This window comes from Janthinobacterium sp. JF4, assembly GCF_059617925.1.
In genome coordinates, this window is sequence record NZ_JCAQAV010000038.1 from 20,136 (window position 1) to 35,575 (window position 15,440).

Below are 15,440 nucleotides of genomic sequence, written 5' to 3' on the forward strand. Positions count from 1 at the left end.
GCGAGCGGCAACTAGTTGTGGCTGAGAAGCGGAGCCGTGCTTTAGCACAGTGAGCATCGCAGGCCGCAAATAGCGCCGCGCAGTAGGTTTATTAGTAGATGGCTTTGCCCGATGCGTCTTTCAGGTTAGCTTTCCACGATTCCTGCACCAGTTTCACGACCGATGCCGGCATTGGCACGTAGTCCAGTTCAACGGCAGCGGCGCCGCCGTTCTTGTAGGCCCAGTCGAAGAATTTCAGCACTTCTTTTGCCTTGGCTGCGTCAGCCTGGACTTTGTGCATCAGGATGAACGACACGCCAGTGATAGGCCAGCTGTTCTTGCCAGCCTGGTCGGTCAGGACCACGCCGAAGCCTGGGGTTTGCGTCCAAGGTGCCGAAGCGGCTGCTGCCTTGAAATTTTCGTCGTCAGGTTGCAGGAAGTTGCCGTCCTTGTTTTGCAGCTGGGTGTGCGACATCTTGTTTTTCTTGGCGTAAGCCCACTCGACGTAGCCGATCGAACCCTTGATACGCTGTACGTTGGCGGCGACGCCTTCGTTACCCTTGCCGCCCACGCCCACGGCCCATTTCACAGCCGAGCCAGCACCGATTTTCGATTTGAATTCCGGGTTGGTTTTCGACAGGAAGTCGGTGAACAGGAACGAGGTGCCCGAACCGTCGGCGCGGTGCACCACGGTGATTTCCGTGTCTGGCAGCTTGACGCCCGTGTTCAGTGCGGCGATTTCCGGCGCGCTCCACTTGGTGATCTTGCCCAGGTAGATGTCGGCAACGACCTTGCCCGTCATTTTCAGCTGGCCTGGCTTCACGCCGTCCAGGTTGACGATGGTGACCACGCCGCCCATGATGGCCGGAAACTGCATCAGGCCCGCTTCTTCCAGCTCTTCTGCCTTCAAAGGCATGTCCGAGGCGCCAAATTCAACAGTCTTGGCCTTGATTTGCTTGATGCCGGCGCCGGAACCGACGGACTGGTAGTTCAGGCCGTTGCCGGTGTTGGCTTTGTACGTCTCAGCCCATTTGGCGTAGATCGGGTACGGGAAAGTTGCGCCAGCACCTGTCATATCTGCCGCCATGACGGAAGCGGAAGAAAATGCCATCGCTGCCGAAGCGCCCACGACGATAAATTTGAACATTTGCTTCATTTGCATATCAAGTCCTCAGGGTTGTTAGGGCTCAAAGTCCCGGTTGAATGCTGCGCAGTCTAGCAAGCGAATATGACAGCTTTATGACATGCGCCAGATTTCATGAAATATTTGCCTACGCCCCGGGAAGTGCCATTTCCTCCGCGAAAAATGACAGGGTGGGCGCCGCTTTATGACAGTATATGTCACGCTTATGTCATATTTCATGATTACACTCACAGCGCGTCATACATGATGAAATACGGCTAGAATTAACTATCTGCAAAGACAAAAGAATATGAAACCTGAACTGCACACGGAAGTGACCAAATCGGGCATCCTGCTTGACCGCGAGCTGTCGCAACTGACTTTCAACCGGCGCGTGATGGCCCAGGCGGAAGACCCGAACATTCCGCTGCTCGAGCGCCTGCGCTACTTGTGCATCGTCAGCAGTAACATGGATGAGTTCTTCGAAGTGCGCGTGGCCAGCCTGCTGGCGGCCGGCAGCATCGGCGGTTCGCTGGCCGGCCACCCTGCCCTGGCGGCCAACCTGGAGCGCATCGGCAAGGAATGCCATGCGCTGGTGGAACGCCAGTACGAGATATTGAATAACGACGTCTTGCCGGCCCTGCGCGAAGCGGGCGTGCATTTGCTGCGCGACAGCGACCGCAACGAGGCGCAGCGCGCGTGGGTCAAGCAGTATTTCGACCGCGAAGTGCGCCCCCTGCTGACACCGATCGGCCTCGACCCGGCCCACCCCTTCCCGCAAGTGGTGAATAAAAGCCTCAATTTCATCGTCTCGCTGAGCGGCAAGGATGCGTTCGGCCGCGGCACGGCGATCGCCATCGTCAAGGCCCCCCGCGTCTTGCCGCGCGTCATCAAGCTGCCGGACGAGATTTCCGGCGATGGCGTGTCCTTCTGTTTATTGTCGTCCGTCATCCACGCGCACATCTCCGACCTGTTCGCCGGGCGCGAAGTGATCGCCTATTCACAATTCCGCGTCACGCGCGACAGCGACCTGTGGGTGGACGAGGACGAAGTGAAGAATTTGCGCCAGGCCCTGAAAGGCGAACTGGTGGGTCGCCAGTTCGGCACCTCGGTGCGCCTGGAAGTGGCGCGCAATTGCCCGCCAGAATTGTCGCAATTCCTGCTCGACCAGTTCAGCCTGGACCAAAGCCGCCTCTACCGCGTCAATGGCCCCGTGAATCTCGTGCGTTTGTCGGAAATGATCGACCACGTCAAGCAGCCCGAGCTGCGCTTTCCGCCCTTCTTCCCCGGTCTCGCGCATAAAGCCATCGGCAACGACATCTTTGCCGCGCTGAACAAGCACGACATCCTGCTGCACCATCCCTACCAGTCATTCCAGACGGTAATCGACTTCATCCGCAGTGCCGCCTACGACCCGTCCGTCGTGGCCATCAAGCAAACCATCTACCGCACGGGCATGAACTCGGACTTGATGGAGTCGCTGATTACGGCGGCGAAGATGGGCAAGGAAGTGACCGTCATCGTGGAATTGATGGCGCGTTTCGACGAAGAAGCCAATATCAACTGGGCTGACAAGCTCGAGCAAGCGGGCGCGCAAGTCGTGTATGGCGTGGTGGGACTGAAAACCCACGCCAAGGTGGCGCTCGTCATCCGCCGCGAAGAAGGCGCCCTGCGCTTCTACGCCCACCTGGGCACCGGCAACTACCACCCCACCACCACCAAGCTGTACACCGATTTTGGTTTACTGACGGCCAACCAGGACCTGGCCGTGGAAGTCAATGAAGTCTTCATCCACCTGACCAGCCTGACCAAGCCGCACAACCTGAACCACCTGTGGCTGGCGCCGTTCGGCTTGCAAAGCGAGATCATCAAGGCCATCCGCAACGAGGCGAAGATCGCCCGTGCCGGCCGGCGCGGGCGCATCATCGTGAAAGTCAACGCGCTGGTGGACGAATCCGTGATCCGCGCCCTGTATGCGGCCTCGACCGATGGCGTGAAGATCGACCTGATCGTGCGCGGCGCCTGCACCCTGAAGCCAGGCGTGCCTGGCTTGTCGGAAAACATCAAGGTGCGCTCCGTGATCGGCCGCTTCCTCGAACACAGCCGCATCTACTATTTCCGCAACGACCTGGCGCACGATGTCTACCTGGCCAGCGCCGACTGGATGAGCCGCAACCTGTTCCGCCGCGTGGAAGTGGCCTTCCCCGTGCTGGACCGGGCGCTGAAGCGGCGCGTGATCGCCGAGGGCCTGAACCCGTATTTGAAGGATAATACCAATGCATGGGAACTGGAGCCGACGGGCCATTACGCGCGCCGCAAGCCGCGCGGCAAGCAGACGCCGTTCAGCGCCCAGCAATACCTGATGCATACACTGGGCACGCCGGGCGCGGAGGTCGGCGAATAGGCAACTCTACACACAGGAGCACAGCATGGACCTCATCTTGTGGCGACACGCAGAAGCCGAGCCGGGCGTCCCCGACCTCGAACGCGCCCTGACCGTCAAAGGCCAGAAACAGGCGCGCCGCATGGGCGAATGGCTCGCTTCGCAACTACCTGAAAATTGCCGTATCCTCGTCAGCCCCGCCTTGCGTACCCTGCAAACGGCCGAAGCACTGGGCCGCAAGTTCAAGCTGATGCCGGAACTGGCGCCCGGCGCCGAGGCGGAAGATATCATCAAGGCGGCCAACTGGCCCGCCGGCAAGGAAACCGTGCTCATCGTCGGCCACCAGCCCACCCTGGGGCAGGCGGCCGCCCTGCTGCTGACGGGCGAAGAGCAGGAATGGGAAATGCGCAAGGCCAGCGCGTGGTGGTTCTCGCAACGCGAACCGGGCGACCCGATCAGCGTTTATTTGAAAGCCGTGATGGCGCATGATCTTGTGGTGAAATAAGGGTGGTCAAGCAGGGAAATGCGCAAAAAGTGCGCTGGGACAAATACTGGCAGGAATTACAACTCGGCAGCCTTGCAAAGCGCTGCCGATCTGCTAGAGTTTAATTGCATCAACTACGTGTCGGAGCGCTGCTCTGGCACCTTGAGCAACCCAGCGGACAGCCGTCCAACGGCGGCTGAAAGACCATGTTAACCTTCCTCGTTTTTCTCTTCATCGCCATCTTCGCCGCCATCATCGGCTTCGTCGCCTTTGAACTGATCGAAGAAATGCGCGGCAGTCACCACAAGCTGATGGACCGCTACCACGAGTAGTGTTCACCTCGGCACTATCGCATGGCGCCAGCGACGGCCACCAGCCCGTCTCTCGCGCCATCATCGTATTTACACTCCCGTCTTGAACTTCGTATAGATGCGCGTCATCAGGCGGCGGATATCGGCCGTAGTCGCTTCCGGTGCGGCCATGCGCTGCTTGTCGGCATCCGACAGGAAGATGGCCTTGTTCTCGCCGATGTCCTTGCGTACATACTTGATGCTGGCCAGATTCGGATTCGCGTAAAACACCTTGTTGCTCAGGCTGGCATGCACTTGCGGACGCAAAATGTAGTTGATGAACAGGTGCGCATTGTTCGGATGCGGGGCATCGGCAGGAATGGCCATGGTGTCGAACATCAGGGCCGCCGTCTTCGGCACCAGCACCTGGATCACATTGCCGTTCTTCGCATCGATGGCGCGCTGGCGCGCGATATTGATGTCGCCCGACCAGCCCAGCGCCACGCAGACGGAGCCATTGGCCATGTCATTGATGTAACCGGACGAGCTGAACAGGGTCACGTAGGGACGGATCGCTTGCAGCACCTTGCCCGCTTCCTGGTAGTCGGCGGCCGTTTTCGAATACGCGGGCTTGCCCAGGTATTGCAGGGCGGCCGGCAGCACTTCCGACGGCGAGTCGAGGAAGGACACGCCGCACGATTTCAGCTTTGCCGCGTATTTCGGGTCGAAGATCAGGTCCCAGGCGTTGTCAGGCATGGGCATGCCGCCCAGTGCGGCCTTGACCTTGTTGACGTTGATGCCCACCGTCGTGTAGCCCCACAGCCAGTCGACCAGGTAATCGTTGTTCGGGTCGATCTTCGACAGCTTGGCCTGCAGGCTGGGGTCCAGGTTACCCAGGTTCGTCAGCTTGCTCTTGTCGAGTTTGCGCAGCAGGCCCGCATCGATCTGCAGGCGCGCCCACTGGGCCGTCGGCACGACGATGTCGTAGCCGGACTTGCCCGCCACCAGTTTCGCATTGAGGATTTCGTTATTGTCGAAAACATCGTAGCGGACCTTGATGCCCGTTTCCTTCTCAAAATTCTTGATCGTATCGTCGCCGATATAGTCCGACCAGTTATAGATGTTCAGGACTTTTTCTTCCTGGGCGTGCGCAGGCAAGGCCAGCACGGCTGCCACCAAGGTCAATCCCACTCCAATGCGCCGCCCTGCTTGCCATGTGTTTGCCATCGTACCGCCTCCGGAATTAGTCAGAAAATAGTGACGATCATAACAAGAAGGGCGCGATCAGGTCTAGCCTGATCGCGCCCTGCCTGAGGACGTCTATCAAAACCTACTGCGCGTCGCGCTTTGCGGCCTGCGATGCTCACCGTACTAGAGTACGGTTGCGCTTCTCTGCCACAAATCACTGCCGCTGGCTACGGTTTTGTTAGACCTCGCAAATCTTCGACGGGGGAAGCTACCCCCAATGGAATAGCTTCCAATCCCGCAGGGACTGACCTGTCAACATTACACCTTGTCCAGCCCCACCTGCGCGCCCGTAAATACCAGGTTGCCGTTCTGGGCGTCGATGCGGATCTCGTCTTTCGGGCCGAACCTGCCTTCCAGGATCAGCTTCGACAGCGGATTTTCGATCTGCTGCTGGATCGCCCGCTTCAAAGGACGGGCGCCATACACCGGGTCGTAGCCCGCTTCGGCGATTTGCTGCAAGGCCGCGTCCGTCAAGCTCAGCTGCATGTCCATGCGCGCCAGGCGTTCTTCGAGGATCTTCAGCTGGATCTTCGCGATCGCGCCGATGTTTTTCTCGTCGAGGCCATGGAACACGACGATTTCGTCGATACGGTTGACGAACTCGGGACGGAAGTGCGAGCGTACCTCGGCCATCACGGCCAGCTTCACGACACCGGGATCATCGCTTTCCATGGCCTGGATCTTATGCGAACCCAGGTTCGAGGTCATGATGATGACGGTATTCTTGAAGTCCACCGTGCGGCCCTGGCCATCCGTCATGCGTCCATCGTCGAGCACTTGCAACAGCACGTTGAAGACGTCGGCATGCGCCTTTTCCACTTCGTCGAGCAAAATCACGCTGTACGGCTTGCGGCGCACGGCTTCCGTCAGGTAACCGCCTTCGTCGTAGCCGACATAGCCCGGTGGCGCGCCGATCAGGCGGGCCACGGAATGCTTCTCCATGAACTCGCTCATGTCGATGCGGATCATCGATTCTTCCGTATCGAACAGGAAGGTGGCCAGCGCCTTGCTCAGCTCGGTCTTGCCCACGCCCGTCGGCCCCAGGAACATGAAGGAACCATAGGGACGGTTCGGGTCGGAGAGGCCGGCGCGCGAACGGCGGATGGCGTCAGCTACGGCCGTGATCGCTTCATCCTGGCCCACGACGCGCTCATGCAGCTTCTCTTCGATGTGCAGCAACTTGTCGCGTTCGCCCTGCATCATGCGCGACACGGGGATGCCCGTCGCGCGCGACACCACTTCGGCGATTTCCTCGGCGCCCACTTCCGTGCGCAGCAATTTCGGCTGATCGGGGTCGCGTTTCGGGATGCCGCTGTCAGCCTGCTTGAGCTGGGCTTCCAGTTGCGGCAGCTTGCCATACTGCAGCTCCGACACTTTCTGCCAGTTGCTCTCGCGCGTGGCCTGCTCCATCTGCAGCTTGACGTTCTCGATCTCTTCCTTGATGTGCGTGCTGCCCTGCACCACGGCTTTTTCCGCCTTCAGGATTTCCTCGAAGTCGTTGTACTCACGCTGCAGCTTGACGATTTCCTCGTCGATCAGGGCCAGGCGGCGCAACGATGCCTCGTCCTTTTCCTTCTTGACGGCTTCCTTCTCGATCTTCAGCTGGATCAAGCGGCGCTCCAGCTTGTCCATCACTTCCGGCTTCGAATCGATCTCGATCTTGATCTTCGCCGCCGCTTCATCGATCAGGTCGATCGCCTTGTCCGGCAGGAAGCGGTCCGTGATGTAGCGGTGCGACAGCTCGGCGGCGGCGATGATGGCAGCGTCCGTGATTTCCACCTTGTGGTGCAGCGCGTATTTATCCTGCAAGCCGCGCAGGATGGCGATCGTCGCTTCCACGGTCGGCTCATCGACCAGCACTTTCTGGAAGCGGCGTTCCAGCGCGGCATCCTTCTCGATGTACTTGCGGTACTCGTCGAGGGTGGTCGCGCCCACGCAGTGCAGCTCGCCGCGCGCCAGCGCCGGTTTGAGCATATTGCCGGCGTCCATCGCGCCTTCGGCCTTGCCCGCGCCCACCATGGTGTGCATCTCGTCGATGAAGACGATGGTTTGCCCCTCATCCATGGCCAGTTCCTTCAGCACGGATTTCAGGCGCTCCTCGAATTCGCCGCGGAATTTCGCGCCGGCCAGCAAGGCGGCCATGTCCAGCGAGAGTACGCGCTTGCCTTTCAGCGATTCCGGCACTTCGCCATTGACGATGCGCTGCGCCAGGCCTTCGACGATGGCCGTCTTGCCCACGCCCGGTTCGCCGATCAGCACGGGGTTGTTCTTGCTGCGGCGCTGCAGGATCTGGATGGTGCGGCGGATTTCATCGTCGCGGCCGATAACAGGGTCGAGCTTGCCCTTGCGCGCCCGTTCCGTCAGGTCCAAGGTGTATTTTTTCAAGGCTTCGCGCTGGCCTTCGGCCTCTTGCGAATCGACCTTGTTGCCACCGCGCACGGCGTCGATGGCCGCCTCCAGGGCCTTGCGGGTCAGGCCGTTTTCGCGCGCCAGCTTGCCGCAATCGGACTTGTCGTCCGTCATGGCCAGCAAGACCATTTCGCTGGACACGAACTGGTCGCCCGCCTTTTGCGATTCCTTGTCCGCCAGGTTCAGCAAGGCCACGAATTCGCGGCTGACCTGCACGTCGCCGCCCGTGCCGGACACCTTCGGCAAGCGTTCGAGCGAGGCGCCCAGGGCCTTGGACAGGCCGCCCACATTGACGCCGGCCCGCTGCAACAGCGAGCGGGCGCCGCCGTCGTCCTGGTTCAGCAGGGCCGTCAGCAGGTGGACTGGTTCGATATAGGGGTTGTCGTTGCCCACGGCCAAGCTTTGCGCATCGGCCAGGGCTTCCTGTAATTTGGTAGTGAGTTTGTCTTGTCGCATGAAAAGCGCTCCCGGTTAATTAGTTGTTAACCAAATTGGGGTGAGGCAGTGCTTTTCAAGGATACACAATGCAAGGAATCGATGCACTTTAGAAAATGCTAACGTGCGCGGCAGAGGCGCCTCAGGTGGGGCGTGCCGTCCACTTGTCCAGTGCCGTCTCGTCGCTGTCGCGCGCATCGACCCAGCGCGCCCCTTCGGGCGTGTCTTCCTTCTTCCAGAATGGCGCTTCCGTCTTCAGGTAGTCGATGATGAACTCGCAGGCGGCGAAGGCCTCGCCCCGGTGGGCGGACGAGACCGCCACCAGCACGATCTGCTCCTGCGGCAGCAGGGGGCCCACGCGGTGGATCACCAGCGCGCCGGACAGGGGCCAGCGGCCCCGCGCCTGCTCGACGATGGCTTCAATCGACTTTTCCGTCATGCCCGGATAATGCTCGAGCTCCATGGCGGCCACGTCCTGCCCCTCGTTCATGTCGCGCACCGTGCCGACAAAGCCGACGACGGCGCCCACCTTGGGGTTGCCTGCACGCAATTGTGCAATTTCTTGACTCAAGTCAAAATCAGCGTGCTGGACGCGGACGGAAGTGGTCATTTGGCGTGGCCTCCGATGCGGCGCAGCAACGTTTCGATGCGGCTGGCCGTGCGCGCATCGGTGGCGGCGGCAATCGCGCATAGCTGCATCAGCTGCGACACTTGCGTGAGCGGCTTCTGGCCGGATTTGAGCGACGATTGCAGTACTTCCACCTGCATTTTCAGGCGGTCGCGGGCAAATTCGGCGCCGCTGTCAACGCCGGCGACGATTTCCAGGCGCAAGACTTCATCGCGCAAGCGCTCGTGGTTGGCCTGCAATTGCTGCACGTAGGCGCCGGCGCCCTCGCCCAGCGCGGCCTGGGCGGCGGCAAAGCGCTGCTGCAGGCTGCGTTCATATTGCGTGTCCAGCGGCGGCAAGGCGCTCCACCGTTCGGACCAGGTAGCCGCATCGGCGCTGGCATCGCCCTCGATCAGGGCCGTTTCCAGCGCCTGCGCCAGGCGCAGCTTGTCGCGCAAGGCGTTGGCCTGCGCCGCACCGGCCCGTTCGGCGATGGCGTCCGCCTGCGCCTGCACGCCGGCCACGGCCGCCTGGTAGCGCTGTTCGATCTTCGCTTCGCTGGCGCGCGGCACGGGGCCCGTGGCGTTCCAGGCGGCGCGCGTGTCGCGCAGCAAGTGGTGGATGAAGGCCGTGCGGGCCTTGTCATCGCCCTCGGGCACGACGGCCGTTTCCAGCGCGGCGCACAGCGCTACGCGCGCATGCAGGTGTTCGCGGCGTTCGTGGTCGGCCGCATGGGCCGTTTCCTTGCGCTTGGCAAAGATATCGTCGCAGGCGGCGCGGAAGCGCTGCCACAGCGCCTGTTCCGCGCGGCGTTCCAGCGGCAGGGCTTTCGCCAGTTCCTGCCATTTATCCTGCAAGGCTTTCAGCATGTCGACCGTGTTGCGCTCCGATGGCTTGAGCAAGCCCACTTCGACGATCAATTGTTCGCGGCGCGCCGTCTCGATCTGGCGCTGCGTGTCCAGCGGCTTCGACAGGGCGTCCAGCGCGGCGCCGAACTCGGCGTCCAGGCGTTTCTTTTCCTTGCGGTCGATGGTGCCCAGGCGCGTCCACGCCTGGCGCAAACGCTGCGAGCTTGACGCGACATGTTTCCAGTCGGTGCTTTCTTCGGCCGCCAGGGCCGCCGTTTCCGCGATCAATTCCTGGGCTTTGGCCGCATTGCCGTGGCGCTCTTCGGCCAGTTGCTTGAAATGCTGGGCCGCCGGCGCATACGCCACGCTGCAGGCCGCGTCAAAACGTTCCCACAGGGATTTCGGAGCCGGGCCGGACAAGGTGTCGAGCGACTTCCAGCGCTCACGCAGGCTGCCCACTTTCTTGGCCAGTTCGGCCATTGGGAGTTCTTGCGCCGGCAATTCCTCGCCCGCCTTGACCAGCTCCTCGCGCGACACGTTGCCGCCCCAGCGCGCCCAGTCGGCCAGGCGTTTGAATTCCGCACGCACGTGGGCCAGGCGGTCCGCTTGCGCAGGCGTCAGCCGGCCGTGCTTGCTGTCGCGCAAGGTCTTGTCGTGCTCGGACGCCACGTGCAATAACCCATCCTGCAGAGCCGCCTCCATGGCGTCGAGCGTCTTGAAGAATTGCTGCGTCGCTTCCTTCGACACGGGTGCGTGTTCCTGGCGCGGCTTGCGCAGTACAGGCATCGGGTCGGCATGGGCCGGTGCGGCCTCCGGCGCCGCCTGCACGGGCACCGGCGCGCTGGCCAGCAGGGCCGCAAATTGCTGCTGCAAGCTGTCGGACAAAGCGGATTCGGGCAGGCGCGGCAGGGCTTGCCACGCGCGCTTCAAGACATCCACGTCGAGCGTGGCGGCGTCCAGCGCCTGCCATTCGGCCAGCGCGGCCTGGCGCGCATCGAACACGGCCTGGTGTTGCAGCAGGGCTTGCAAGGCCGACTGCGCCTGCTCGCGCGCCTGGAGAAAATCGCTCTCCAGGTGTTTCGGCAAGGATGCGCGCTCGGGCGAGTGCGCATGCAGCGCATGCTCCGCGTCCAGGCTGGCCAGCGCCTGCGCCAGCTCCCCGGCGCCCTGGCCATTGCTGGCCAGCGCGCGCGCGGCGGCGACGGCGTCGATCACGGCGCGCTGCAGCACCACTTGCGCTTCCAGGCGGGCGGCCAGCGCCGCGCGCGCGGCGGCAAAAACGGTCGCCAGCTCGGGCGTGGCCTTGATGACTTGCCATTGGCGGTCCAGCTCGGCTACCTGGTTGGGGCTCAGCTTTTCATCGTTCAACAGGCGCTGGGCCGTATCGATGCTGGCCTGGGCGCGTTGCGTCTCGGCGGCCTGATGACGGATCAGGTCAATGCGGCCCTGCATCAGCTTGGCCACGCGGCGGTCCGTGTTGCGCATGGCGTGGTGGACTTTTTCCAGCAGGGGCAAGGCATGGACGTGTTCGGCCGCGATCAGACGGGCATCGGCAAATTCGCTGGACACAATGAATTCAACGGCGGCGGCTTCGTCGCCCGCCACGGCATGGGCACGCGCAACCTGTTCGGCGCGGCGCGATGCGCTCTGCGCCGAGGCGGCGGCCTGTTCTGCCACGACAGGATCGGGGACGGCAGTCTTGCTGGCAGAACGCTTGAAGAGAAATTCGAACATGACGGGTTTCGCGTGGATCAAAACCACCATCATAACAAAGCCCGGGGTATTGCATCGGACAGGTCTGTACAAGTTACGAAATGAGTAACATCGTGAGTAGCATCGCATTTCCCCCATGAAAGCGCCAGCACAAAATCGGGGCGGCGCCCCAGGCGCAAACGGGAGATGGGGTGGGCGCTCGCTTCCCCGTTCAAGCCCGCGCGCGCAGCGGCTGTGGCTCGACCGGCAAGGCGTCTGCGGCGACAGCGTTGCCGGTGGCAGCGACGGTGCCGTCAGGCGTACCGGGCGCCGGCAAAGGCACTGGCATAACAAAGGGCAGCACCTGCGCCTTGCCACGGCGCGCTTCCTGCGCGCGCGCATCGTGGGCGAGGAACTGGTAGGCGATGGCAAACCACGCTTCGCCGACGATGACCTTGCACGCCAGCGCAAACAGCTCGCGCTCTTCTTTTTCCAGGCGCTGCAGCAAGGCCGCGCAAAAGGCGTCGATGGCGGCGCACAGCTGCTCGGCCTGCAATTCGGAATGGTCGATGGCGGCACCCGCGCGCTGCTGCACGACATTGATGCTTTCCAGCGCCGCGTGGTTCAAGCCATTGAGCTCATTGAGCAAACCGTCGGCATGCGGCGCGGCCTGGCGAATGGCGGGGATCAGATACATCTCCACCTTGCGCCAGTAGCCGCCCTGGTACAGCCGGCTCAGCCAGTCGCCCGCGTATTGCAGTTGCGCCAGGCTGAGCCGGCTCTGCTGGCGCAGCTGCACATGCATGTACTTTTGAAAAGCTAACAAGCTCATGCGGATGCTGGCCTGTTCCACCGACAGGGAAACCAATATGTATGTTGCCGTAAGCATGCACTCACTCCCGAAAACGCGCTGGATGTCTGATCCTGGAAGTGAAAGTGTAAAGACTACCGACAGGGGCGGGTTTGATCCTGCACAAACCCGCAGCTAAGTAATCCTCGGGAAATGAGTGTGAATTTATGACGAACAGAAGCGGATGCTATGCAAGGCGCTCGCTGCGACGCCGTGCGGGCACTGCTAGCAGTGAGCAAGCCTCGTCGGCCACCTTGCAGAGCGCCGGTTATGGAAGTCAGAAATCACAATAATTTATTGGGGTTGCTTTAGCCAGCCGCGCTTTCTTTTACGGCGCGCGCAAGCCGATATGCAGGTTGACGACGCCAGGCTCTTCCGATGGCGTGACCTCGCCGCCAAAGCTTTTCACCAGCCGCTGCATGCCCTTGTTGCGCGCCATCGCCTCGCCCACCAGCGCTTCCGTGCCGCGGCTGCGGAAGTAGTCGACCAGCTTTTCAAACAGGATGTGGCCCAGGCCCTTGCCTTTCAGGGCCGAGCGCACGGCGATGGCGAAATCGGCGTGGATATTGTCCGGGTCGGCCACGGCGCGCACCACGCCCAGGGTTTCCGGCTTGCCGTCCGGCCCCGTGTGGGTGGCAATGAAGGCCATGGCGCGGTCGTAATCGATCTGCGTCAGGCGCGCCAGCTGCGACACGGGCAGCTCGCGCATGGACGTGAAGAAGCGCAGGCGCACGTCGTCCGGGTCCAGCGCGTGGAACAAATCCATGTGCTGCGGCGCGTCTTCGGGGCGGATGGGGCGCAGCAGGATGGACTGGTCCATCCACGTCACCTGCTCTTCCAGTTCCTGCGGATACGGGCGGATGGCCAGGCGGTCGCGCTTCTGGCCCGGCTGCAGGCGGATGCGCGCGTCGAGGGCGATCACGCCGTCCGCATCGGCCACCAGCGGGTTGATGTCGAGTTCGGCCAGCTCGCCGATGTCGGCCACCAGCTCGGCCACCTGGATCAGCGTATAGCAGATGGCGTCGATGTCGGCCGGCGGCTGGTTGCGGTAGCCGGCCAGCAGTTTCGACACGCGCGTGCGCGCCAGCATGTCGCGCGCCAGCACCATGTTCAGCGGCGGCAGGCCGATGGCGTGATCGGCCGTCACTTCCACGGCGATGCCGCCCTGCCCCACCAATATCACGGGGCCGAAGGCGGCGTCCGTGGTCACGCCGACGATCAATTCATGCGACTGCGGCCGGCGCGCCATCTGCTGCACCGTGAAGCCGTCGATCAACGCATCGGGGCGCATGCGGCGCACGCGCTTGAGCATGGCGGCGGCCGCCGTGCGCAGGATGTCGGGTGTGTCGAGGTCGAGCGCCACGCCGCCCACGTCGGATTTGTGGGCGATGTCGGGCGAATGGATCTTCAGCGCCACGGGATAGCCGATGTCCGCCGCCACGGCCAGCGCCTCTTCCACGTCGGCCGCCATGCGCGTGGTGGCGACGGGAATGCCGTAGGCGGCCAAAATTTCTTTCGAGCGGCATTCACCGAGCACCGTCTGGCCGGCGGCCAGCGCGGCGGCGACGATTTCGCGCACGCGCGCGCGGCGCGGCGTGGCCGACATGGGCAACTGCGCCGGCACCTGCATCAGGGTTTCCTGGTTGCGCCGGTACTGCACGATCTGCATGAAGCCATGCACGGCCTTTTCCGGCGTGTCGTAGGTGGGAATGCCGGCGCGGTTGAAGACCTGGCGCGCGGGCGCCACGGTGGTGCCGCCCAGCAGGCACGACAGCACCGTGCGCGAGGTGGCCTTGATCAACGGCGTGACGGCTTCGGCGATGTCGATCGACGAGACCATGGCCGTGGGCGCGTGCAGCAGCAGCAAGGCGTCCGCCTGCGGCTCGTCGAGCAGCGGCTTGATGGCGTCGGCATAGCGCTGCACGGCCGCGTCGCCGGGCAAGCCCACGGGGTTGTCGTGCGACCAGCCCCGCGGCAGCGCCTTTTCCAGCGCGATCACGGTATCGGGCGACAGTTCGGCCAGCTTGCCGCCGCTGCTCACCAGCGCATCGGTGGCCATCACGCCCAGGCCGCCGCCATTGCACAAAATCGCCAGGCGCTCGCCGCGCTGCGAGCGGATATGCGTGAGCGTTTCCACGGCGTCGAACAGTTCCTCGGCCGAATACACGCGCAGCATGCCGGCGCGGCGGATGGCAGCGTCATACACGGCGTCGGAACCGGCCAGCGCACCCGTGTGCCAGGCCGCCATGGCCGCGCCTTCCGCCTCGCGCCCCGCTTTCAGCACGATGACGGGCTTGCTGCGCGCAGCCGCCCGCGCCGCCGACATGAATTTGCGCGCCGCCTGGATGTCTTCCATGTACAGCAGGATGGCCGCCGTGTCGATGTCGCCGGCCAGGTAGTCGAGCAGGTCGCCGAAATCGATGTCATAGCTGGCGCCCAGCGAAATGAACTTGGAAAAGCCCACGCCGTGCGCGTTGGCCCAGTCGAGCACGCCCGACACCAGCGCCCCCGATTGCGACACGAAGGCGATCTTGCCGCTCGTGGCGCCGACATGGGCGAAACTGGCGTTCAAGCCCAGCTTCGGCACCAGCAGCCCCATGCTGTTGGGGCCGAGGATGCGCAGCAGGTGCGGTTTGGCCGCTTTCAGCATGGCCAGGCGCAGCGACTGCTCGCGCACGGGATCGAGGCCCGACGTCATGACGATGGCCGCGCGCGTGCCCAGCGCGCCCAGTTCACGGATCAGCGCCGTGATGGTGGCAGGCGGCGTGCAGATGATGGCCAGGTCCGGCGCCTTCGGCAAGTGCGCCAGCTTGCGGTAGCATTTCAGGCCCATCAGCTCGTCGTACTTGGGATTGACTGGCCAAATCTCACCCTGGTAGCCACCGCCCAGCAGGTTGTACAGGGCGATGGCGCCCAGCTTGCGTTCGCGCGCCGTGGCGCCGATCAGGGCCACCGAGGCCGGCTTGAACAGCTTGTCGAGATTTCGGATACTCATGTTCTGGCCTCATGGTTTGCCGGAGTGGCTTACTTGGTCACATCCCAGTGTATAGGATGCGTTGCCAAAAAAATTTGACTTTGCGAAGCGTTTCACG

10 protein-coding genes are annotated in these 15,440 nt (G+C 62.8%); 3 read left to right on the top strand and 7 right to left on the bottom strand.

Features of this window, described 5'->3' with window-relative positions:
* Window positions 1-91 precede the first annotated feature (91 nt).
* Window positions 92-1,141 carry a phosphate ABC transporter substrate-binding protein PstS gene (gene pstS, locus AC54AF_RS21875; RefSeq protein WP_131687331.1) on the bottom strand — a complete coding sequence of 350 codons (1,050 nt, stop codon included), beginning with the start codon at window positions 1,139-1,141 and terminating at the stop codon, window positions 92-94.
* A 271-nt stretch (window positions 1,142-1,412) separates the two neighbouring features.
* Between pstS and ppk1 the strand changes: the two genes are divergently transcribed.
* From ppk1 to AC54AF_RS21890, 3 genes are all read left to right on the top strand, one after another.
* Window positions 1,413-3,506, top strand: a complete 2,094-nt coding sequence (gene ppk1, locus AC54AF_RS21880) for a polyphosphate kinase 1 (protein ID WP_131687332.1) — start codon at window positions 1,413-1,415, stop codon at window positions 3,504-3,506.
* A 25-nt stretch (window positions 3,507-3,531) separates the two neighbouring features.
* Window positions 3,532-3,990 carry a phosphohistidine phosphatase SixA gene (gene sixA, locus AC54AF_RS21885; protein ID WP_496638212.1) on the top strand — a complete coding sequence of 153 codons (459 nt, stop codon included), beginning with the start codon at window positions 3,532-3,534 and terminating at the stop codon, window positions 3,988-3,990.
* 185 nt (window positions 3,991-4,175) lie between these two features.
* Entirely contained in the window at window positions 4,176-4,301 is a 126-nt protein-coding gene (locus tag AC54AF_RS21890; protein ID WP_254926692.1) for a hypothetical protein, read from the top strand.
* A 69-nt stretch (window positions 4,302-4,370) separates the two neighbouring features.
* Here AC54AF_RS21890 and AC54AF_RS21895 read toward each other — a convergent pair whose 3' ends face one another.
* The 6 genes from AC54AF_RS21895 to AC54AF_RS21920 form a co-directional block, all read right to left on the bottom strand.
* Complete coding sequence (locus AC54AF_RS21895) at window positions 4,371-5,486, bottom strand: polyamine ABC transporter substrate-binding protein (protein ID WP_496638213.1); 1,116 nt, start codon at window positions 5,484-5,486, stop codon at window positions 4,371-4,373.
* Window positions 5,487-5,765: 279 nt separating this feature from the next.
* Window positions 5,766-8,372: an ATP-dependent chaperone ClpB gene (gene clpB / locus AC54AF_RS21900; RefSeq protein ID WP_496638214.1), complete on the bottom strand. Its 2,607-nt coding sequence runs from the start codon at window positions 8,370-8,372 to the stop codon at window positions 5,766-5,768.
* A gap of 121 nt (window positions 8,373-8,493) precedes the next feature.
* The gene (gene moaE, locus AC54AF_RS21905; protein WP_496638215.1) at window positions 8,494-8,961 is read right to left on the bottom strand and encodes a molybdopterin synthase catalytic subunit MoaE; all 468 of its coding nucleotides are present in this window, start codon (window positions 8,959-8,961) and stop codon (window positions 8,494-8,496) included.
* Window positions 8,958-11,540, bottom strand: a complete 2,583-nt coding sequence (locus AC54AF_RS21910; RefSeq protein WP_496638216.1) for a DUF349 domain-containing protein — start codon at window positions 11,538-11,540, stop codon at window positions 8,958-8,960. The genes moaE and AC54AF_RS21910 overlap by 4 nt, the downstream gene beginning before the upstream one ends.
* A 190-nt stretch (window positions 11,541-11,730) precedes the next feature.
* Window positions 11,731-12,387, bottom strand: coding sequence for a hypothetical protein (locus AC54AF_RS21915; RefSeq protein WP_496638217.1), 657 nt, complete (start codon window positions 12,385-12,387; stop codon window positions 11,731-11,733).
* 289 nt (window positions 12,388-12,676) lie between these two features.
* Complete coding sequence (locus tag AC54AF_RS21920) at window positions 12,677-15,343, bottom strand: bifunctional acetate--CoA ligase family protein/GNAT family N-acetyltransferase (RefSeq protein WP_496638218.1); 2,667 nt, start codon at window positions 15,341-15,343, stop codon at window positions 12,677-12,679.
* Window positions 15,344-15,440: the final 97 nt, after the last annotated feature.

Coding starts and splice junctions, on each gene's coding strand:
- AC54AF_RS21920 (WP_496638218.1), bottom strand. CDS start 15,343: ATGAGTATCCGAAATCTCGACAAGCTGTTCAAGCCGGCCTCGGTGGCC.
- AC54AF_RS21915 (WP_496638217.1), bottom strand. CDS start 12,387: ATGCTTACGGCAACATACATATTGGTTTCCCTGTCGGTGGAACAGGCC.
- AC54AF_RS21890 (WP_254926692.1), top strand. CDS start 4,176: ATGTTAACCTTCCTCGTTTTTCTCTTCATCGCCATCTTCGCCGCCATC.
- AC54AF_RS21895 (WP_496638213.1), bottom strand. CDS start 5,486: ATGGCAAACACATGGCAAGCAGGGCGGCGCATTGGAGTGGGATTGACC.
- sixA (WP_496638212.1), top strand. CDS start 3,532: ATGGACCTCATCTTGTGGCGACACGCAGAAGCCGAGCCGGGCGTCCCC.
- moaE (WP_496638215.1), bottom strand. CDS start 8,961: ATGACCACTTCCGTCCGCGTCCAGCACGCTGATTTTGACTTGAGTCAA.
- ppk1 (WP_131687332.1), top strand. CDS start 1,413: ATGAAACCTGAACTGCACACGGAAGTGACCAAATCGGGCATCCTGCTT.
- AC54AF_RS21910 (WP_496638216.1), bottom strand. CDS start 11,540: ATGTTCGAATTTCTCTTCAAGCGTTCTGCCAGCAAGACTGCCGTCCCC.
- pstS (WP_131687331.1), bottom strand. CDS start 1,141: ATGCAAATGAAGCAAATGTTCAAATTTATCGTCGTGGGCGCTTCGGCA.
- clpB (WP_496638214.1), bottom strand. CDS start 8,372: ATGCGACAAGACAAACTCACTACCAAATTACAGGAAGCCCTGGCCGAT.